We start from the raw sequence: 20,335 nt of genomic DNA, 5'->3' as shown, positions 1-20,335 counted from the left end.
ACAACCGTTGGTAAAAATTACAATATATGCCAGGCAGAAATTGTACAAAATGTCTTTTGAAATACAAAAGAAAAATTGATAAAATACTTTTTGCGCAGCAGGAAACGATATTTAAGAGATATGACACAAACGTGCATATCTCTTTTTTTTGTATTTTTAGCAAAGCAAAGGAGACAGAGATGAAAAGAGTAATTACCATCAGCAGGCAATATGCAAGCGGCGGCAGAACGATTGGGAAAATGATAGCCGACGAACTGGGAATCCCGCTATATGATACGCAGATTATTAAAGATACCATGAAAAAAACAGGACTTTCGACAGAAATTATTGAAGCGTCGGAGCAGAGGGTTACCAACAGCTTCCTGTTTAATCTGGCAATGAGTGTAGATGATGCGCATAATCATATGAAACAGATTGAGAAAGCAGAACATGAGATTATCCGGGGGTACGTAGAGAAAGGACCTTGTGTTATTGTGGGCCGAGCAGCTAATTTTGTGTTGGAACAGCAGGAAGCCATGAATGTTTTCGTGTTTTCAAGCGTAAAAAGCAGAATCGCCTATGCAGTAAGCCATTACGGGGTAGATGAAAAACAGGCAAACCGGATGATTGAACAAACAGATCGTGAAAGAAAAAGATTCGCGATGAATTTTTACAGTAAAGAATGGGGCAATAAAAATAACTACGATCTGCTCTTGAATTCCGGAAGACTTGGAATTGAAACATGCGTGGAACTGATTGTAAGTGCAGTAAAACAAACAGGATGGGGAAATGAAGAATAATAAAGTAAAGGTACCGGCAAAGCTGGCATTGTCCGTAGTGGCGGCATGTCTGGTGTCATTTTGTGGTTTGCTTACAGAAACAGCAGAAAATATAGCGTTTCCTGCAATTATGAGTACATTTCAGGTATCAACAGAGACGGTTCAGTGGCTTACGACAGCGAATCTGCTGGTTGTGGCCATGATCACCCCTTTGTCAGCGTTTTTGCAAAGACGGTTTCAGTTAAAGCAATTATTTATATTTGGAACGATGTGTTTTATTACGGGAACAGTAATCGCCATTTTTTCTCCTGATTTTGCATTATTACTGTTTGCCAGACTGATTCAGGGAATTGGAACCGGGGTTGGTGTTCCGATTGCGTTCTGCATTATTCTGGAGCAGATTCCATTCGAAAAAGTAGGAACATATATGGGATATGGAGCCCTTGTGTCTGCAGCGGCCCCTGCGCTGGGACCCACATACGGAGGCATTGTCAATCAGACATTAGGCTGGAGACATATCTTTGTGATCTTAATTCCGATTCTGATCATTACGCTGATCCTTGGAATTGTGACAATAGAGGAAAAACATGAGCCGGAGAAAGTACCGGTGGATATCCGCGGGATCATCTATATCATGTTGACGTTCCTGGGACTCGTATATGGGTTTGCCAATATCGGGGCATTTCAGAAAACTCCTGTCATGGTGATCGCGGCTTTCCTCATTGGCATCGCGGCATTGATTTTATTTGCGAACCATTGTACAAAATGCGGGAATCCTCTGATTGATATGAGAATCTTTAAGAATATTCCTTTTGTCTGCCATCTGGTGGCGTTTTTTCTGATCAATGCAATCATGCTGGGAACCAGTTTTCTTTTGCCGAATTATTTGCAGGTGGCGCTCTTATGCGAGTCCATGATTTCAGGATTTATGCTTCTTCCCGGGGCAGGATTAAACGCTGTTATGGGACCGTTCAGCGGAGCCGCACTGGATAAGATTGGCGCAAAACTTCCGATTTTGACCGGAACAGTCCTGATGACAGTAGGCATAGCGCTGTTTGCCATATTCGGAATGAAACTCAATACCGGAATGGTGATTGGATTTTATATTATTTTCGGAATCGGATGCGGAATCGCGTTTGGCAATACCATGACGGTTGGAAATTTAAGGCTTCCGGTGGAGCAGAAAGCATATGGCAATACCTGCTTTAATACGCTTATGCAGTTTGCGGGAGCTGTGGGAACCAGCGTATGCGCAGCACTGGTAGCGTCGTCTCAGATGCAGGATAATTCACTGAGCCATGAAATGAAAACAGCAGCAGGTTCTACCCATAGCTTTATCTTTCTTTTGATACTTGCCCTGGTATGTCTGATGCTTCAGATTGCAGGATTTAAAAAATATGAAACGGCGCAAAAGGAGTAGCCGCATGATTCCTGTGTTCGCTTCAACGGATAAATGGTTACGTTGGGTTTGACTTTTGGAAAAGGAAGAAATATAATATTCCACAAACGAGTAGCAAGCTAGCGTAAATCCAGTTTTGCCGCTCGTTTTTCTTAATATTGTCATGTAAAAAGTGTGTAGCCGATCAGCGTAAGTCCAGCTTATGAGATAGGTGCACACTTTTTTTGGCGGGAAGAGGAGGATTCAATTAAAATGGGAGAAAGCAGCAAGATGAGGGATATGCCGGTAGATAAACTTATGATTCAGACGGGGATACCGATGATTTTATCTATGGCATTGCAGGCAGTCTACAATATTGTAGACAGCGCCTTTGTGGGCAATATGAGAGCAGGCAGTGAGGCGGCACTGAATGCTCTTACGCTGGTATTTCCCGTCCAGATGCTTATGGTAGCAGTTGGAATCGGCACAGGTGTGGGCACAAACGCGCTTCTTGCGAGAACGCTGGGACAGGGAAACAATAAAAAGGCCGCAAGGGTTGCAGGAAACAGTTTGTTTTTGGGAGTGATTATTTATGCGGTCTGCCTGCTGTTTGGAATTTTCGGAGTGAAGGCATATATTTCAACCCAGACGGTTGACCCGGAAGTGATTGCAATGGGAACAGGATATCTTAGGATATGCTGTGTGATTTCTTTTGGGATTATTTTCTTTTCTCTGTTTGAAAAGCTGCTGCAGGCAACCGGCCGCTCGCTTTATTCTACAATCGGACAGGTCGTTGGAGCCGTAGTGAATATTATCCTTGATCCGATTATGATCTATGGGGTCGGTCCTGTTCCTGAAATGGGAGTAGCGGGTGCCGCCTATGCAACTGTCATTGGGCAGATAACATCAGCCGCGCTATTATTTGTTTTTCACCGGAAGCTGAACCGAGAATTTGAACACGGTGCAACATATATGCGGCCGGACGGGAAAATCATCAGGGAAATCTATGCGATCGGACTTCCGGCAATCATTGCGCAGGCGCTGATGTCTCTCATGGTTTATGCGATGAATCTGATTTTGAAATTTAACCCTTCTGCACAGACCGCATACGGACTGTTCTATAAAGTGCAGCAGTTCGTACTGTTCCTTGCGTTTGGACTTAGAGACGCAATTACGCCGATTATATCGTTTGCTTATGGCATGCACAGCAAGAAAAGGGTCCAGGATGGAATGAAATATGGACTGATCTATACGATCGCGCTTATGGTTCTTGGTGTGGCAATTACAGAGATCTTTCCGCATGCGTTTGCGGTTTTGTTTCATACGGGAGAATCCAGAGCGTATTTCATCGGAGCAATGAGAATTATCTCAATCAGTTTTATTTTTGCGGGAATCAATGTGGCATATCAGGGAATTTATCAGGCGTTGGACGGCGGAATGGAGTCGCTTGTGATATCTCTGCTCAGACAGCTTGTGATCATATTGCCGCTGGCAGGGATTTTTTCCATTTTTGTCAGAAATGGACAGGCAGGAGTGTCACTGATCTGGTGGGCATTTCCCATCACGGAACTTATCGCGTGTCTGACTGGATTTGTCTTTTTAAAGAGAATCAAAAAAAATAAAGTGGAACGTCTGGATTAGGGAGGAATCGGATATGTCAAGAAGAATCATTACAATCAGCAGAGAATTCGGAAGCGGCGGCCATTTTATTGGCGAGGCGGTGGCAAAGAAACTTGGGATTGCTTACTTTGACAAGGATATTATCCGTCAGATTGCGGAACAGTCCGGGCTGTCACCGGAGTATATTCTGGAAAAGGCAGAATTGGCTCCCAAGAAGGGAGTGTTTGACTATGCTTATGCGGGGCGTGATCGTACGGGAAAATCCGTGGAGGATCTGTTATATGAAGCACAGAGGAAAGTGATTCTGGAAATCGCGGAAAAAGAAAGCTGTGTGATTATCGGACGAAATGCGGATTATATTTTGAAAGACAGAACGGATGTGCTTAATGTATTCATACATGGAGCGATGCCGGAAAAAGTCCAGCGTATCTGCAAGCTGTATCATGTGACGGAAGCAGATGCAGAAAAAATGATCCGCAATATCGATAAAAGACGCAGAACACATTATAATTTCTATACGGAACAAAAATGGGGAATGGCAAGTAATTATTCGCTGTCTTTGAACAGTTCCGCACTGGGGTATGCGATGTGTGAAAAAATCATTATCGTGTGTACAGAACTGTAGGAATAAGCGACACCAAAATCACGTAAACCGGATTATTTTCATATTTTTTCCCGAACTGCACGGATCAGGGAATCACGGTACCGGTTTGTGTTTTTTGAATTGACAAACAGATCACACTGGATTAAACTGTAGTTAGCACGATAAAACTAAAGGTAGCAGCAACTGATTTCGAGGCAGTATTTACAGAATCTGCCTGAAAAAGGGCCGCAGCAGCCTTTTATTTTTGTCAGACGGTTAGCTAGAACTAATGCATGTGGAGGAGAGAACATGAAAAAACGAAACGCAGTTTTACCCAAGATAGCCGCAGTGATGATGTCTGCCGCTGTGATGGGCAGTATGCCTTCTGTGGCGGCTTTTGCAGAGAATGGGCAGATACCATCCGAGAACACCGGCACGGAGACAGTAAAAAGTGCGGTGGTCTATGGCACGGCAGATCTGACCTATCAGCAGCTGTATGGCAATGACCGGTTTGACGCAATCACATCTGCCACAACAAAATTCCTTGGGCGGATTGCAAACGCATCCGGCGCAATTGACAAAGAGAAGGGAACGACGGCTTATGCCGGTGTAAAGAATGCGTATGTCGCGGTGGATCAGACGGTCTATGATTCAATGACGAAAAAGAAGGAGGCTGGACAGGAAAGCTCTTACACAGCGAGTGAAGCAATTGCGGCTTCGATGACTGTAAGCGAGGAACAGACAGCGCCGTCTTGGTATGTACATATTACAGAAAACGGCTCTGAAGGAATTCAGGAAAATCAGATCACAGATATTACGGACGCAAAGGCATCCATTACAGCGCCGAGCGCATGGGGAGATTATCTGGTAGAAATAAAAGAGAGCGCAGATTCCCCAAATTATCTGAGTTATGGAAAGACAGCCGTGCCCGGGACGCCGGCGAAAAAAACAATTGACTTTGGCAATCTGATTGGAGCTGTGTTTACCACAAATGACGGGGCTGTCTACACATTAGGTTATATGGAAAATCTGTGGACGGCGACGTACGAGTTCAGCTTCCGTATTGCAGAAGATTCGCCCATGGTGCATATGGGCAGTTCTACGAACTGGTCCCAGTTTGCAGATGTGCCGGGCAAAACAATTACCGGCCTGACGTATTATACAACCGACGGGGTATATCACTATGATTTGACAGGAAGCAATCTGTATGTAAAAAAACAGCTGTCTGCCAAGGTGACCGGTGATTCGGAAGTAAAGGTGCAGAGTGACGGAAGTCTGAAAGTAAATATGGATGCGTCTGGGCTGCCGGAGGGATTTTCTCTGACAAGTGTCGGACACAGCAATGGGCACGGAAGCAACGCAATTGACGCTTCCCAATATACATACAAAGACGGTGTGCTGACGGTCACGGCGGACGGGGTAAGAGCCGCGGCGGCAACAAACAGAGAAACCGGAGAGACTTCTGTGGAAGGAATATATACCGCTGTTTTTTCCGATGCGAAGGGAAACTATGTGAATGCGGAGTATTCTTTTACCGTTTCAGGCAAGGAAAATGCGGGTACGAATTCCGGACAGACAACAGTGCCGGATCAAACACCGGTAGTGAAGAAAGCGGCAAAGATTACAACCGCACAGAGTGTATATAATAAGACTTATAAACAGAAAGCGTTTACGCTCGGTGCAAAGAGAACCGGAAATGGAAAGCTGATCTATCAGACATCCAATGCAAAAGTTGCATCCGTTTCCGCGAGCGGAGTGGTAACAATTAAAGGCGCCGGTACAGCGAAGATTACGATTCAATCGGCGGAAACCTCTTCCTATCAGGCGGCAGCAAAAACAGTTATTGTCAGGGTCGGGAATGCAAAGCAGACGATGAAAGTAAAGGTAACAAAGAAGACTTACAGCGCGAAAAAACTGAAGAAAAAGGCAGCAAAATTCAGCCTGGGCGTGTCGAAAGCTGCCGGAAAAGTAACATACAAATCCAGCAGCAAAAATGTGAAAGTTTCTTCCAAGGGAGTTGTGACAGTTAAGAAAGGAACAAAAAAGAAGAAATATACGATTACCATCAAAGCGGCAGGAAACTCGAATTATGCAAGCGGAAGCCGTAAAGTAACGATTACGGTTAAGAAATAATACAGATAAAAGCCAACGGAAGAATCATTTATAGCAATGACATATACAAGGGCAGGGCACAGTACCCCTGCCCTTGTATACGGAATGGATAAAAACATATGTGGATAAAGAGAAGATACATAAAAAGAACAGGGGTGATCGCGCTTGCGGCAGTTATGCTTTCCTTAAACGGATGCGGTGCGGCAGAAAGGAATCAAATATCTTCGGTGCGTTCTTCCGCGGAAGAGAAGACTGCTGCAGAAGGAAAAGAAAAGCAGGATACGACACAGGCCACGCGGCAGATTTTTGCCATGGACACCTATATGACGGTGACTGCTTACGGTGCGCAGGCAGAGCAGGCGGTCAGCGAGGCAGAAACTGAAATCAAGAGACTGGATCAGCTCTGGGATGTTACGAATCAGAAAAGTGAAATTGCCATACTGAATCAGCAGGGGACGGCGTTTGTGTCAAATGAAACGGCAGAAGTGATCCGGACCGCGGTTTCCCTGAACCGTGATACAGACGGCGCGTTTGATATCACAGTCTATCCGTTGGTGGACGCATGGGGATTTGTTACAAAGAAATTCCGCGTGCCGTCAGAAACCGAGATTAAGAAGCTTTTAAAGAACGTGAACAGCAGCGGGATCCGGATTGGAAAGAAGTCCAAAGTATCTTCCGGAACAGTCAAGGCAGAACTTCGGAAAGGTGTACAGATTGACCTGGGAGGAATCGCAAAAGGGTATACCTCTGCCAAAATTATGAAGATTTTTCAGAAGTACGGCTGTTCCTCCGGCGTGGTATCCCTCGGCGGAAATGTCCAGACTTATAAGAAAAAAACGGATGGAAGCGACTGGCGGGTAGGTATCGAGAACCCGGATCCAACGGTCGGACAGCTCAAAAACCAGGAGTATCTGGGAACGCTTCATGTGGTGGATAAAGCCGTGATTACTTCCGGCGGTTACGAACGCTATTTTGAGAAAAACGGAAAGAAGTATCATCACATTCTGGATCCGACCACGGGGTATCCGGCGGAAAGCGGCTTGATCAGCGTTACGATTGTGAGTTCAGACGGGACACGGGCAGATGGGCTGTCGACCTCACTTTTTGTTATGGGGAAAAAGAAAGCGCTTGCCTACTGGAAGACCCATGCCGATCAGTTTGATGCCATCCTTGTTTCAGAAGACGGGAGTATCACTGTGACCGAAGGACTGAAGCAATCGTTTGAAACAGATCTGAACTATCAGGTGGAGAGCCGTTCCTAGCAGGCAGCAGGTGTACGCGCCGGATCGGAAGTGCGGCAGCAGAGAATGGAAGAGGGACAAGCATGAAAAGATTTCGAGACATATTCAACCATGGAAAACCGTTTTTTCCGGCGGCATTTGTTGCGTTAGCTGCAGCGGTCGGTTTTTTTATCACAAAACCGGAACTCAATGAAATTGCCTGGCCGGCGGCGCCGTCTGAAACTGCTTCTGCAAAAGAAGCATCTTCCGGCGGAACAGCAAATAAAACGCGGGCGGGAAAAAAGCGACAGGCAGCAGTTTCTTCCAAGAAAACAACTGCAGGAAGCGCCTTGGAAAACAGCAGTTTTGAAGTGACTGAATGGAAAGACGGAACCTACACCGGCAGTGCCAGGGGATACGGCGGAACAATCACTGCGCAGGTAACCATTAAAAACGGAAAGATTGCTTCCATTGACCTGGTATCGCACGCTGGTGAAACGCCGTCTTATTTCGCAAAGGCGAAAGCAGTCGTAAACAGGATTTTGAAAAAGCAGACCCCGAATGTGGATACGGTGTCAGGCGCAACATATTCCTCTAATGGCATACGGGAGGCAGTCAAAGCAGCATTAAAAAAGGCAGCCGGCGGTTTAGATGACAGCTCGGACAAAGAGGAGAAGAGTGCCGCAAAGAAACCAACGGCATCGAAGAAGCAGACAGTGGCGAAACTGCCGGACGGCAAACCGGCAGACGGCACTTACCAAGCAAGTGCCGTCTGCGAGCAGGGAAGGCGCTTCCGGTATCAGGTGACGGTAACTGCGAAATTTAAGGGCGGCAAGCTGATAAAAGTTACACTTTCCACAACGGATAACGGCGCGAATAAAGATTACATCAATCAGGCGTGGAAGTCTCTGAAAAGTCAGATTCTGGCGGACCAGAATGGATCCGTCGATGTGGTTTCCGGAGCGACGTATACTTCAAACGCGATACAGGAGGCATATTTATCAGCATATAAAAAAGCGGTGGAAGCCGGTGGGGGAACCGTTAAAACCCCGGTCAAGGAAATCGAACAGAGCCAGACAGCAGCAAATCAGACGGAATCTTCGGTGACAGATACGGCATCAGACGAGAATTCTGATTCACAGACAACCCAGAAACCCGCGGATCCGAAGAACGCATCTTATTCCGTGACAGCATCTGTGGATGCGGATGACGCGGTTCGCAGCGGACAGGACGGGATGTTCTACAATTATAAAATCTCAGGGGTGGTGACATTTCAAAACGGCGTATTGGCTGATATTACGAATATTAAAGTGATCTACAGTTCCAACATCGCGGGGGAATATGAAGATGACATCTTTTATACGGAAAAAGCGGCCGCTGGTATTGTTGCCCGGATGACAGCGGCAAACAGTGCGGATGTGGACGTGGTATCCGGCGCGACCTGCTCGTCTAAGGCAATCATGCGGCTGTATCAGGAAGTCTATCGGCAGATGACAGAGGTAGAAACAGAGCAGAACTAGCAATTTATGGACAGGAAGAAAGTGATGAGTCAAACAATAAGCAGAGTGGTGAATGTCTGCCTGATAGCAGGCTTGCTGTTCGTATACCAGCAGGCCGCCGCGGAACGAAAGCAGAGTACGGAAATGTATGAAAAGCAGAAGGAACAGGTGGAGGAATTGGCGAAATCCTACCGGAAGCAGGCAGTTCAGAAAGAGGCATCTTCCGCAGGCACGGAAGAAACTAATAAGGAAGGAACTTATAAGGACGGGACGTATGAAGGAACCGGAACCGGATATGGCGGGAAAATTTCAGTGAAAGCTGTTATTACAGGCGGTCGGATCAAAGAAGTGAAAATCATTTCCGCCAAAGGGGAAGACAGTGCCTACCTTTCACAGGCGTCCAAGCTGTTGGATCAGATTGTGGAAGAGCAGAGTACAGATTTGGACGCGGTGTCCGGCGCGACTTATTCTTCGAACGGAATTTTAGACGCGGCGGATGATGCCCTGGAAGGAGCCCGGTAGATGCAGGAAAACAGAAAGAACAGAACAATTACGAAAAACGGCTGCCAGACAGCGGCAGGGAGGACGACGGCGCGTGTGAAAATTACGTCAAAGGCTGCGCGTAGGAAAAACACGTCAAATACTGCGCGTAGGAAAATCAGGCCAAAGACCGCGCGCATGCTGCAGGAATGGTTTCGAATTCTGGTGCAGATCATGTTTTTCCTTGCGGCGCCGTCCGTGTATAGTGCGGCGTTTTCCGCAGCGAAACATGCGCTGTCGGCAATGGGAGCAGGTGTTCCGCTGGAGTGGACCGGGTTTACGGTACAATTTCTGGTCGTTGTGGTTTACACGATTCTGTTTGGCCGCTTTTTTTGCGGCTGGGCATGCGCCTTCGGCGCAGTGAACGACTGGATCTACCGGTTTTCCCAATGGGTGCAGAAAAAAACAGGGCGTCATCTGCCTGAAATTCCGGAACGGGCAGCAGGGATCCTTTCAAAGATGAAGTTTGTGGTATTGATCGGACTGCTGGCACTTTGTTTTTTCCAGAGGGAGACTGCGATCACGGCAAACAGCCCCTGGACGGTGTTCGCGCTGCTCCGGGCGCGCCATTTCGAACTGGCGGGGAATACAATCGGGATTGTCCTTTTGCTGGCCATGCTTGTGGGGATGGCGTTTCAGGAACGCTTCTTCTGCCGTTTTTTCTGCCCGATGGGAGCGATCTTCGCCCTTCTTCCGTACCTTCCGTTTTTTCATCTGACACGTCATGCGGACCAGTGCCCGGATTCGTGCCGCGCATGTAAAAACACATGCCCGGTGGATCTGCATATCAGCGCAGACGGAAAGAATATGGGGGAGTGCATCCGCTGCGGCCGCTGCAGCGGAATCTGCCCGAGGGGAAATATAACCTCATGGGGAAAATTAAAAGGAAATGAGTGGTGGATGGATCTGGCAAAAGCAGGCGGACTTTATTTGTTGTTTTGGGTGCTGCAGGTATAGCGGCAGGTGTATGAATCGTGCGATTCATACACAACTTTAAAGTATCTGCAACATGCTCCAAATAGTGTTTTCCTTACATATGCAAATCCAGCATTTGAGAACGATAGAATTCGATACCTAATTGAAGTTTAATGCAAACTTGCGGATCTGTAAGTGAGACATGAAGCATCTGCTCGATTCGCTCTATATGATACAAAACCGTATTTCGGTGAAGATGTAATCGCTTGCCTGTATCAGTTGCTTTTTGATGCAGCATCAAATAGGTTTTAAGTGTCTCTAAAAGATTGGTATGATGCTGTTTGTCATAGTCAATGATCGTGCGAACAGATTGAAACATAAAACTGTTTTTAAATATTTCCGGTGAACTGTTATAACTTTTGGCGACTAAGAGGGTTAAAAGGCAATCCTCAAACGTAAACTCTTTTGGCAGAGTCTGCCCCTTGTTCAGATATGCTTTGCGTATATGTGCGCCATATTCCAGCGCGCAGCCGGATTGTTCCAGTGCTGTGCTCAGTTCCCAGAGATTATGAAACCGGTTGCTGATGCCAATTGAATGAGGAAAATTGCTTATAATCTGAGAAATAAGTGATAGCACGGTTTCACTATGATCCCTGTTGTCTCTACAGGATGATATGACCAGAATATTACGGTTGTGCGTCAGCACGTAGGAGAAGGGAAGACGCTCATTGAGACTGACGGCAAGCCGTGCCAGTGGTGTATTGAAATTATCATCAAAGGTAATCTGATACAGCAGATAATCCTGATAAAAGGGAATCGTAGCGTAAGCCGCCCTGGTAATCGCTTCATCAATACTGGAAATATTTCCGTTGATTAGTTCACGAAGGTATCGATGGGAAGCCGCAAAAGCTGCTGACGAAGCGCCGTCTCTGGGCATATAGGACTCAACGTAAGAAAAAAGCATACGAAATGCATCATAGAGTCCGTTGTTTGCTTCTCTGTGATTACAGTGCATGACAATATACAAAACAGGATGTCCGTTTCGGTGAAAAATTTTTTTGATTGTTACATAATCACAGAGTTTGTGATCATCGGAAATGATCATGTCTTTTTCGGTTTCAAATTGTTCAAATCGCCGCAGAGAGCGGAACTTTTCAACGGTTTCTTCTGGATGATAACCATTCTGAAGCAGGGCATTGGTGATGGGGTCATCAATTTCGATGTTTTTTGTATAGCTTAGCAGTTTAAAAGATTCATCCATAATATCGATATGATTTTTGAGGATACTTTCGGAGAGATCCATAAGTGCTTGCAGTCCTTCTGCCTTGGCAGCGGAAACTTCCATTTGCTGATTCCAGTTCTGATAAAGAGAAAATATAGACAAAGCCTTATTGAAGACAGCTGCCAGGGGCAGATTGGTCTTTAGAATGATCATGTTAGCTGTGATGCCTTCTTCTGCGTCAGGAAATCGATCTCGAATACATAGAAAAGTACGATTTGGGTATAGCGGCGCAACCCGGACAAGCTGTGTGAGCAGACCGATGGTCAGACTTTCGGCTATCGGGGGCAAATTCGGATTGAATAGACTAATGCTTTCAAAAGTTGGATTTTTATCTGAACAGACAGATGGTTCATAAGGAAGCTTCAATTCATCAAGAAATATGTTTAAAGTAAGTTTGTGCATGTTAAATTCCTTTCAAATGTTCTAACTGTTCAACAAAAATGGAACGCAGTCGGAGAAGTCCCTTTCCTTCTCAAGCACGTAAAGCGTGTGGTGGGGCAGGAAAAGGTCTCGGTCAGACGTGTCTCTTCCTTTGCGGGGAGAAAATTATTAAATAGGTATAATTCGTCATAATTTCTAAAAAACAAGCTTCTTTTATAAAGATTATAAACACAGACTATAACATTTGAAGATACGGAATTTTAGAATGATTATGCAAAAATGTAATAAATGACAAAAAATAGTGGAAAATAATCATAAATATGATAAAAATGAGAATACAAAATATATAAAAATTGAAAAGACGGCATATCAAGGAGATACAGATGTAGGATTTTCTAAAAAGAGACTTTGGCATGCGATCAGGAATGTACCAAGTATTCCGGTAGGTGCAAAATTACCGGAAGCTCCAGACTATATTTTTGATAAAAGGTAATAGGAGAAATTAAGAATTTGTGAAAGGAAGCTTTTTCGATTTGGTTTGTTTACCGATGAGAAAAACCAGGAATTTCTATATATTGAAAGCACAATAATTACAGAATCAAAAATTCAAAGGAGGATGGTACAATGATCAAAAGAGGACTGGATGTAAAACTCAATGTAAAACCGATCTTTCTTGGTTTACAGCATCAGTACTATTATGAGGGACCTTGTCGTTTCGCAAAAGGGGAAGCCCTGACACCGGAATATGAGGCTATTCTGGCGCAGGAGCTTCAGAAGGATTTTTTTAAGCTCTGCGAAGAGAAGCTTCCGAAGGAAGCGGTGAATCTTCTGGAGCCGGTATTTCTGCCATGCTGTGATGACTGGAGAATTCCGGAGGAAGCATTTACAAAGATGACCACGGACAAGGATGAGATTGATGTATTCATGATGTCCGGCGGCATCGCGCGAAGCGGTCTCTTGATCGAGCTGGCCCAGAGAACAAAAAAGCCGATTATGCAGGATCCGGCAACCTGCTGTGACCTTACAGCTGTGACGGCGGTGATTCGCAATATGGGTATCGAGTGCGCAGCACCCTTGACTTGGAAAGGTGTTGCTGCACAGATGAGAGTTTGGAGAGTCCGTAAGGCGTTGAAGGAGGCAAATGTTCTTCTGGGAGTTCGATTTGATTCCAATGTATCCAAATCTGCAAATGATACCTTCCTGTCACTGGAAAGAGCCACTGAAAAATTCGGGACTAATTTCCGGTTTATCAACCTGCATGAACTGCTTGATTATATGCAGCCGCTACCGGAGGGTGGTAATTATACAACACCGGGACGACTGAACACACCGAATATTACCGAGGAAGATATCAAGGAAGCGGAAGAATTGGCGGATGAACTTCTTGGCGGCGCTGATGAAGCCGGTATTTCCCGTGAGGCAATGGTTAATTCCTGTAAGGCTTATGTTGAGGTAAAAAAGCTTCTTGATTTTCATGATTGCTGCGGTTTTACAGTTCCATGTCCGGATACTTGCTCCACAAGAAGAATCAATGAGATGCAGTTTACTTTCTGCCTGACCCATTCCTTATTAAATGAGCAGGGAATTCCATCTGCATGTGAATATGATGTGGATGGCGTGCTTACAATGCTCATTCTTTCCACAATCTCCAATCATGCACCATTTATGGGCAATACAAATCCGCTTGTATATCTGGAAGAGGAAAATACGATCCGTCCGATGCGCCGCTTCCATATCGAAGATCTTGCGGATGTGGAGGATCTGACCAACTTGTATCATTCAGCACATTCCACACCAAACAGGAAGCTTAAGAGTATCGACGGAGAAAACCTTCCATATGCAGTTCGCCATTTTGCGTATGATCAGGGGTTTGGTGCAGTATTCCGCTATGACTGGAAGCGGGATAAAGGGCAGAAGATCACAATTTGCCGCATTTCCCCCGATTGTACCAAGCTTTTTGTCGGAAAAGGTGAGATTGTAGGCGGTGGTGATTATGATCTGGATAACTGTAATGGTTATGTTGTTTACCGTGTTGCGGATCAGGAGAAATTCTATAATGCGCAGCTTTATTTTGGCAATCATTTGCCGTTCGTTTACGGTGACTATGTAAAAGAGCTTGAAATGCTTGGGGAAGCACTTGGACTTGAGGTGTTTTCTGTTTAATTTAGTCATACAACCCTCTCCTCTAAGCGTTAGCGAAGAGGCATAACAAGATTTACTCAGTTGGAGTCCAGGCTTCAGCTGAGTAAATCGTTGTTTTGCAGCCGGCGAAGATGACCGGAAGTAAAAGACTGGAGGAATGTAGTCATGCTTGATACAGCCATAGAGTCAGGGTCTATCAGGGAGATTGAGGATACTTATATTGAGGATCTGAACCTATTAGAGGACTGGTTTCTTCAATATGAATATCTGTTGGAACTTTCAAGAGAACTTCCAAGGATTCCGGCTGAGGAGCGGACGGATGATCTGCGGGTTAAGGGCTGTCAGTCCGCGATGTGGATAAAGCTGTCTTACGAAAAGGGACGTGTTTATATTACGGGTGACAGCGAGGCGTTGATCATCAGGGGAATTCTTGCCGTGATCATATCTCTTTTGAACGGGCGGACACCGGAGGAAATTCTTTCCTATGAACCGCGTTTTATTAAAGAGACGAATATTGCAAAAGAAATATCTACCGATCGTTTTGACGGATTGCACTCGGTGGTCAGAGATATACAGTTATATGCAGGGAGGCAGATAAATGGATGCGAAAAGCCGCAGGGAGCTGGTAATCCGAATTCTGAATAAAGCAAAAGAACAGACAGCGAAGGAGGCAGAGGCAATTCTTTCGGCGGATCATCCCACAAAGGAGTATGTGGGAGCGCATTTGCGTGCCTATGTTTTGTCAAAATATCTTTTGGCACCGGATATTGAGGAAGATAATATCCGTATACTGGCGGCTTTGTCTCTGGCGAGAACTATGAAACTGGATACAAAGATGATCCGGGAGCTGGATCAGGCGACACCATGCGATCACGCAACTTCGGAATCGACCAAGAAGGTTTTGCTTTTGTACGCGGTACAGAAAGATTTGAGACTGAATCCGGATCCGGAAAAGCTGACTGCTGTTGCGACCGTATCAGAGCTGACGGATTATGTTTATGGGAAGCTGTCAGAGTGCATGTAACTTCCAGAAAGGTTTGGATAGGAGAAGATAAGCTGTATGGAACAGGCAAACAGATGGAGAGCAGACTTTCCGGTTCTGTCAGAGACGGTTCATGGAAAAAGGCTGGTATATCTGGATAATGCGGCAACAAGTCAGGTTCCGACCAAGGTCCTGGAAAGGCTGAAACAGCATTATGAAACAGAGCATGCCAATATTCACAGAGGCATTCACTATCTGAGTGAACTTTCAACCGGGGCAGTGGAAGACGCGCGAAAGAAGGTGAATGACTTTTTGAATGGAGAGGCTTCGAAGTGTGTGATTTTTACCTCAGGTACCACGGACAGCATCCATCTTGTATCGGCCTCTTATCGGGAAACATTGTATCCGGGGCAGGGAATTATGGTCACAGAACTGGAGCATCATTCCAATTATGTACCATGGCAGCAGGCCTGTAAATTATCTGGAGCGGATTTTTATGTATGTCCGCAAAAGGATGGTGAGCTTGATCTGGATGGGATGGAGCAACTTTTAAAAGAACATGAGATCGCTTTGGTTGCGGCGGCCCATGTGACAAATCTTACAGGAACAGTGAATTCCATCCAGGAGATTGTAAAGCTTGCGCACCGATATGGTGCAAAAGTTCTGATCGACGGTGCACAGGGAATACTCCATGAAGGGATTGATGTGTCAGAGGCAGATTGTGATTATTACTGTTTTTCCGGCCACAAGATGCTTGCGCCAACCGGAATAGGTGTGCTGTATGGAAAAAGCGAGGCTCTGGAAACCCTGCAGAAGGTCCGTTACGGTGGAGGCATGGTCGATCTTGTGACTCAGCCGCTGACAACGTGGGCATCTCTGCCCCATTGTCTGGAGGCAGGTACACCGAATATATCCGGGATCATTGGACTGGGCGCAGCGATAGATTATATCATAGAACACGATCCGCTGAAGATGCGTGCCTGGGAGAGGGAACTTTTAGTATATGCGGAACAGGAGCTGTTGAAAATCGAAGGGCTGTCTGTTATGGGACATCCCGGGAGGCGGTCGGGTGCCTTATCCATGGATATAGAGGGGGTGCATCCTTTTGACCTGGCCAGCATGGCGGATAAAATGGGTGTAGCGCTTCGCTCCGGTAATCTGTGCGCACAGCCGGCATTGGCAAGTTTGGGATATGAAAAGGCGATTCGTCTGTCGCCGGCTTTTTATAATACAAAAGAGGAAATTGATCAGTGCAGGAAGGCGTTCGAGAGAATTATTCCAATGCTGAGAAAATTTGCAGATTGATGAATAAAACTTCTTATAACAAAATAGATGCTGCACCTTAGCATTCAATGATATAGGGGCTGACCGTCCGTTTTCCGGTGTTTCATCCGCTTTGCGCCCAACAGGCACAGCAGGACGCCGACAAGGATGAAGACAGCCCCGGCGGCGAAGGAAAGGCCAACGGTTTCGTGAAAGAAAATCACCCCCATAACGGTGGAGGTTAGCGGCTGTATGGGATAGAGCGCCGAGCAGCTGCTTGCCGGAAGCACAGCCAGTCCCTGGTTCCACAAAATATAGGAGACGCCGGTGCAGAAGACTCCGAGATATAAAAGGCCTGCGATCACACCTCCATTGAGGTGAATCGTGGAATGAGTCAGGACGTGTTCGGCCACTGCGAAGATGAATTCGCATACTGCCGCTACGCCTATGGCATTTCTTGTGATGACGAGCGGATTATTTTTTGCAAGACCCTGACGGGTCATGACGGAGACGAGGGACCACAGAAGGACGGAGGCAAGCGACATCAGAATGCCAGGCAAATTGACAGTTCCGCCCGTCCCGAGGATCAGATAGACGCCAAACACTGCCAGAAGGATGCCGATGATTTTGTTCCCGGTGAGTTTTTCGTGAAGAATCGGCACTGCCATAAGTGAGATGGCGACCGGGTTCAGTGAATTGATGAGTGATGCCATCGAAGAACCTGCGTATTTGGTGCCCATCAGCTGGACGCCGACGCCGACCGCGTAGCCGAGGACACCCAGAAGGATCACGTACTTCCATCCTGGACCGTCTGTTTTTGTTTTGCGTCCCTGTTCGTCCGTTCCGTCCGGGTTCCATTTCCGGGTTCCGGCTTTCACGATAATGCTTAAAGCAGCGAAGGCAATCACGAATCGGCAGAACATGACGGCGAAGGTCGGCATATACTGCAGGACAACGGAACTCACCACGTAAAGACTTCCCCATAAAACAAACACAAGAATAAGGCCCAGATAAGCGGCTGCGGTTTTTCTCACTGTTGATTCCTCCTCGTTATTTTCACAAATTCTTATATTAGCACAAAAAGAGAAGAACGGAGCGTTTTTTCTCATAAAATACGCATTGCGTAAAAACAGGGGCTGGTGTATCATAGTCTCGAATAGGTATCAAGAGAGGGAGATCTTATGGAGAGCGGAAAGCAATTAACAGAACTTCGCACAAGCACTGGGATGAACAGGAAGGAATTCTGCGAATATTTTGGAATTCCGTACCGGACGATGACTGACTGGGAGCTTGGAAACCGCCACATGCCGGAGTATCTTTTCAGGCTGATGGCTTATAAGGTCAAAATGGAACATCCGGATTCTCTTCTTGAGAATCCTCCGCTTACCAAATAGCAGAAGGCGATCCGCCTGTTATGCAGTGATTAGAACAATAACACATGTGCAGTAACCTGGAGAAAACAGAGTGAGAAAATACACGTTACCAATCATAATGCTGCTCATATTTGAGACAGCAGCAGTTACCCTATGGCTGACGAAGGATAATTTGTTTTACCTGTTCAATTTCAGCTATATCGGGATCGCTGTCTTTCTCGGAATCGTTCTCTTTATAAAGAAATACAAGTACGCAAGACGCGTGGTCCAGCTTCTGGTCGGATTGTATATGCTCGTCTACCTGGGACTGATATGTAATGAAAATATGCAGATAGAGGGCTTCTGGTACTATCTTTTCAATGGCGTTTTTGAGGCGGCGACTGTTCATTATGCGGTGGCAAAGATTTTTGGTCCGTTGATCTTCGGCAGAGGCTGGTGCGGCTACGCGTGCTGGACGGCCATGGTGCTGGATTTTCTGCCCTGGAAAGTTCCGAAGCATCCGAGGAAGAAGATCGGATGGATACGGTATATTACATTTGCAGCATCCCTGATTTTTGTGGGATCGCTGTTTCTTGCAAGAGCCGGGAATATCGAAAGGATCATGTTCCGGGCTTTTATAATTGGCAATGTGCTGTATTATGCAGTCGGCATTATTCTCTCGTATGCATTTAAGGACAACCGTGCGTTCTGCAAATACATCTGCCCGATCACCGTGTTTTTGAAACCAATGAGTTTCTTCTCATTGATCAGGGTAAAGTGTGATCAGAGAAAATGTATATCCTGCGGGATATGCAGGCAGATATGTCCGATGAATGTGGATGTTACCGACAATTTGAGAAAACGATCTAACGGAACGGAATGTATCCTGTGTATGGAATGTGTCAGGAACTGTCCGGAGGATGCTTTATAAAACATAACTTTTGAAACGGCTGCGATACGATAGGATAGGATGAGTTCTCAAACTGGGAACTCTTATTTATAAGAGCCCTTGACTATGACACTACAAACCCTCCCGGGAATGTCAAAAGCAGAGAAAAAATTCTGTACTTTGACATGGCTTGCGGAGGGTTTGTTATTTTAATAGACTCATGCGTCAAAACAATTTAGTCATAGAAGCATAAAATGACAAAATTAAAATGTTTGACGATAAATTAAAATCAGGGTAGAATGAAGCCATGTTCAATTAAGTCGTGCATTTCGAAAATGACTAAATTAAAACAGCAATGGGGTAATTGGATGAAAGAGTATGGATACCAAGATAAGTGGCAGAAATTGCTTACTCCGGAAATTGTTAAAAAGCTTACACTGATTAATGAATTCAAGGGAGAGCAGCGACTGTTTATTGAGACACATAAAGATGAATTAAAAGAGCTGGTAGAACTTGCTAAAATTCAAAGTACGGAAGCTTCAAATAGAATTGAGGGTATTTTTACAGCAGATGACAGATTGAAGAATCTGGTGCAGGAGAAGACAACTCCCCGTAACCGTGATGAGTCCGAGATTGCTGGATATCGTGATGTATTAAACACGATTCATGAGAGTTATGAATATATTCCAATCAATGCGAATTATTTTCTTCAGCTCCATCGTGATTTGTATAAGTTCATCGGTAACGCAGATGGCGGAATATTTAAGACGAGCGATAACATTATCCGAGAACGAGATGAGCAGGGAAATGAAAAGATTCGTTTTCAGCCTTTACCGGCATGGGAGACTCCGGGAGCGATTGATGGGTTATGTGAAGCATATAAAGATGCCAAGGGCGAAGCGGATCCGCTTATTCTTATGAGTATGTTTATTCTGGATTTTTTGTGTATCCACCCATTTAATGATGGAAACGGAAGAATGAGCAGATTATTAACACTTCTGCTTTTGTATCAGTCAGGATTTATTGTTGGGAAGTATGTCAGTATCGAAAAGATCATCGAAGAGTCCAAGGAGACCTATTACGAAGCTCTTCAGGACAGTTCCATCGACTGGCATGAGAACGAAAACGATTATAAGCCTTTTGTGAACTATATGCTTGGCGTAATCGTTAGTGCTTATAAGGAATTTGAATCCAGAGTAAAGCTGGTAACAAATCCGAATCTATCTAAGGCGGATCGGATTCGTGAGATTATAAAGAATCACATAGGAACCATTACAAAGTCAGAACTCGTTGAGATGAATCCTGATATCAGTAATACTACGGTTCAAAGAACTCTGGCAGATCTTTTAAAGAAAAACGAAATTAAGAAAATCGGCGGTGGCCGTTATACGAAATACACATGGAACGTGGAGGATTAGT

General features: G+C 45.5%; 19 protein-coding genes. 17 read left to right on the top strand and 2 right to left on the bottom strand.

Annotated features, from left to right (window positions below; genetic code table 11):
• Positions 1–56: 56 nt before the first annotated feature.
• The 9 genes from CXIVA_RS02310 (at position 57) to CXIVA_RS02270 (ending at position 10,667) form a co-directional block, all read left to right on the top strand.
• On the top strand, positions 57–779 hold the full coding sequence (locus tag CXIVA_RS02310; protein WP_158309831.1) for a cytidylate kinase-like family protein: 723 nt from the start codon (positions 57–59) through the stop codon (positions 777–779).
• Entirely contained in the window at positions 769–2,178 is a 1,410-nt protein-coding gene (locus CXIVA_RS02305; RefSeq protein WP_013976403.1) for an MFS transporter, read from the top strand. The genes CXIVA_RS02310 and CXIVA_RS02305 overlap by 11 nt, the downstream gene beginning before the upstream one ends.
• 231 nt (positions 2,179–2,409) lie before the next feature.
• Positions 2,410–3,777: an MATE family efflux transporter gene (locus CXIVA_RS02300; RefSeq protein WP_013976402.1), complete on the top strand. Its 1,368-nt coding sequence runs from the start codon at positions 2,410–2,412 to the stop codon at positions 3,775–3,777.
• Between the two features lie 13 nt (positions 3,778–3,790).
• Positions 3,791–4,381 carry a cytidylate kinase-like family protein gene (locus tag CXIVA_RS02295; protein WP_013976401.1) on the top strand — a complete coding sequence of 197 codons (591 nt, stop codon included), beginning with the start codon at positions 3,791–3,793 and terminating at the stop codon, positions 4,379–4,381.
• A 267-nt stretch (positions 4,382–4,648) separates the two neighbouring features.
• Entirely contained in the window at positions 4,649–6,472 is a 1,824-nt protein-coding gene (locus CXIVA_RS02290) for a hypothetical protein (protein ID WP_013976400.1), read from the top strand.
• 98 nt (positions 6,473–6,570) lie between these two features.
• Positions 6,571–7,713, top strand: coding sequence for an FAD:protein FMN transferase (locus tag CXIVA_RS02285; protein WP_041727554.1), 1,143 nt, complete (start codon positions 6,571–6,573; stop codon positions 7,711–7,713).
• Between the two features lie 62 nt (positions 7,714–7,775).
• Complete coding sequence (locus CXIVA_RS02280) at positions 7,776–9,191, top strand: FMN-binding protein (protein WP_013976398.1); 1,416 nt, start codon at positions 7,776–7,778, stop codon at positions 9,189–9,191.
• A gap of 24 nt (positions 9,192–9,215) precedes the next feature.
• Positions 9,216–9,692 (top strand): FMN-binding protein, encoded by a 477-nt coding sequence (locus CXIVA_RS02275; RefSeq protein ID WP_013976397.1) that lies wholly within the window; start codon positions 9,216–9,218, stop codon positions 9,690–9,692.
• On the top strand, positions 9,693–10,667 hold the full coding sequence (locus CXIVA_RS02270; RefSeq protein WP_013976396.1) for a 4Fe-4S binding protein: 975 nt from the start codon (positions 9,693–9,695) through the stop codon (positions 10,665–10,667).
• Positions 10,668–10,740: 73 nt separating this feature from the next.
• Here CXIVA_RS02270 and CXIVA_RS02265 read toward each other — a convergent pair whose 3' ends face one another.
• On the bottom strand, positions 10,741–12,309 hold the full coding sequence (locus CXIVA_RS02265) for a helix-turn-helix domain-containing protein (RefSeq protein WP_041727553.1): 1,569 nt from the start codon (positions 12,307–12,309) through the stop codon (positions 10,741–10,743).
• A 280-nt stretch (positions 12,310–12,589) separates the two neighbouring features.
• Between CXIVA_RS02265 and CXIVA_RS13995 the strand changes: the two genes are divergently transcribed.
• The 5 genes from CXIVA_RS13995 (at position 12,590) to CXIVA_RS02245 (ending at position 16,717) form a co-directional block, all read left to right on the top strand.
• Positions 12,590–12,781 carry a hypothetical protein gene (locus CXIVA_RS13995; RefSeq protein ID WP_013976394.1) on the top strand — a complete coding sequence of 64 codons (192 nt, stop codon included), beginning with the start codon at positions 12,590–12,592 and terminating at the stop codon, positions 12,779–12,781.
• A gap of 131 nt (positions 12,782–12,912) precedes the next feature.
• The gene (locus CXIVA_RS02260) at positions 12,913–14,451 is read left to right on the top strand and encodes a fucose isomerase (RefSeq protein WP_013976393.1); all 1,539 of its coding nucleotides are present in this window, start codon (positions 12,913–12,915) and stop codon (positions 14,449–14,451) included.
• A gap of 144 nt (positions 14,452–14,595) precedes the next feature.
• Positions 14,596–15,075 (top strand): SufE family protein, encoded by a 480-nt coding sequence (locus CXIVA_RS02255; protein ID WP_013976392.1) that lies wholly within the window; start codon positions 14,596–14,598, stop codon positions 15,073–15,075.
• Complete coding sequence (locus CXIVA_RS02250) at positions 15,029–15,454, top strand: hypothetical protein (RefSeq protein ID WP_013976391.1); 426 nt, start codon at positions 15,029–15,031, stop codon at positions 15,452–15,454. The genes CXIVA_RS02255 and CXIVA_RS02250 overlap by 47 nt, the downstream gene beginning before the upstream one ends.
• A gap of 36 nt (positions 15,455–15,490) precedes the next feature.
• Complete coding sequence (locus CXIVA_RS02245) at positions 15,491–16,717, top strand: cysteine desulfurase (protein ID WP_013976390.1); 1,227 nt, start codon at positions 15,491–15,493, stop codon at positions 16,715–16,717.
• Between the two features lie 44 nt (positions 16,718–16,761).
• Here the strand turns inward: CXIVA_RS02245 and CXIVA_RS02240 are convergent, their stop codons facing one another.
• Positions 16,762–17,709 carry a DMT family transporter gene (locus CXIVA_RS02240; protein WP_013976389.1) on the bottom strand — a complete coding sequence of 316 codons (948 nt, stop codon included), beginning with the start codon at positions 17,707–17,709 and terminating at the stop codon, positions 16,762–16,764.
• 147 nt (positions 17,710–17,856) lie between these two features.
• Here CXIVA_RS02240 and CXIVA_RS02235 point away from each other — a divergent pair, with 147 nt between their 5' ends.
• The 3 genes from CXIVA_RS02235 (at position 17,857) to CXIVA_RS02225 (ending at position 20,334) form a co-directional block, all read left to right on the top strand.
• Entirely contained in the window at positions 17,857–18,069 is a 213-nt protein-coding gene (locus tag CXIVA_RS02235; RefSeq protein WP_013976388.1) for a helix-turn-helix transcriptional regulator, read from the top strand.
• Positions 18,070–18,139: 70 nt separating this feature from the next.
• Positions 18,140–18,958 (top strand): 4Fe-4S dicluster domain-containing protein, encoded by an 819-nt coding sequence (locus CXIVA_RS02230; RefSeq protein ID WP_013976387.1) that lies wholly within the window; start codon positions 18,140–18,142, stop codon positions 18,956–18,958.
• A 293-nt stretch (positions 18,959–19,251) separates the two neighbouring features.
• Positions 19,252–20,334 carry a Fic family protein gene (locus tag CXIVA_RS02225; RefSeq protein ID WP_347475634.1) on the top strand — a complete coding sequence of 361 codons (1,083 nt, stop codon included), beginning with the start codon at positions 19,252–19,254 and terminating at the stop codon, positions 20,332–20,334.
• Position 20,335 lies beyond the last annotated feature (1 nt).

This window comes from Clostridium sp. SY8519 (genome assembly GCF_000270305.1).
In the GTDB taxonomy this organism is placed as follows: Bacteria; Bacillota; Clostridia; order Lachnospirales; family Lachnospiraceae; genus SY8519.
Note: the sequence above shows the minus strand (reverse complement) of the source record. Positions and strands in the feature narration are given on the sequence as shown.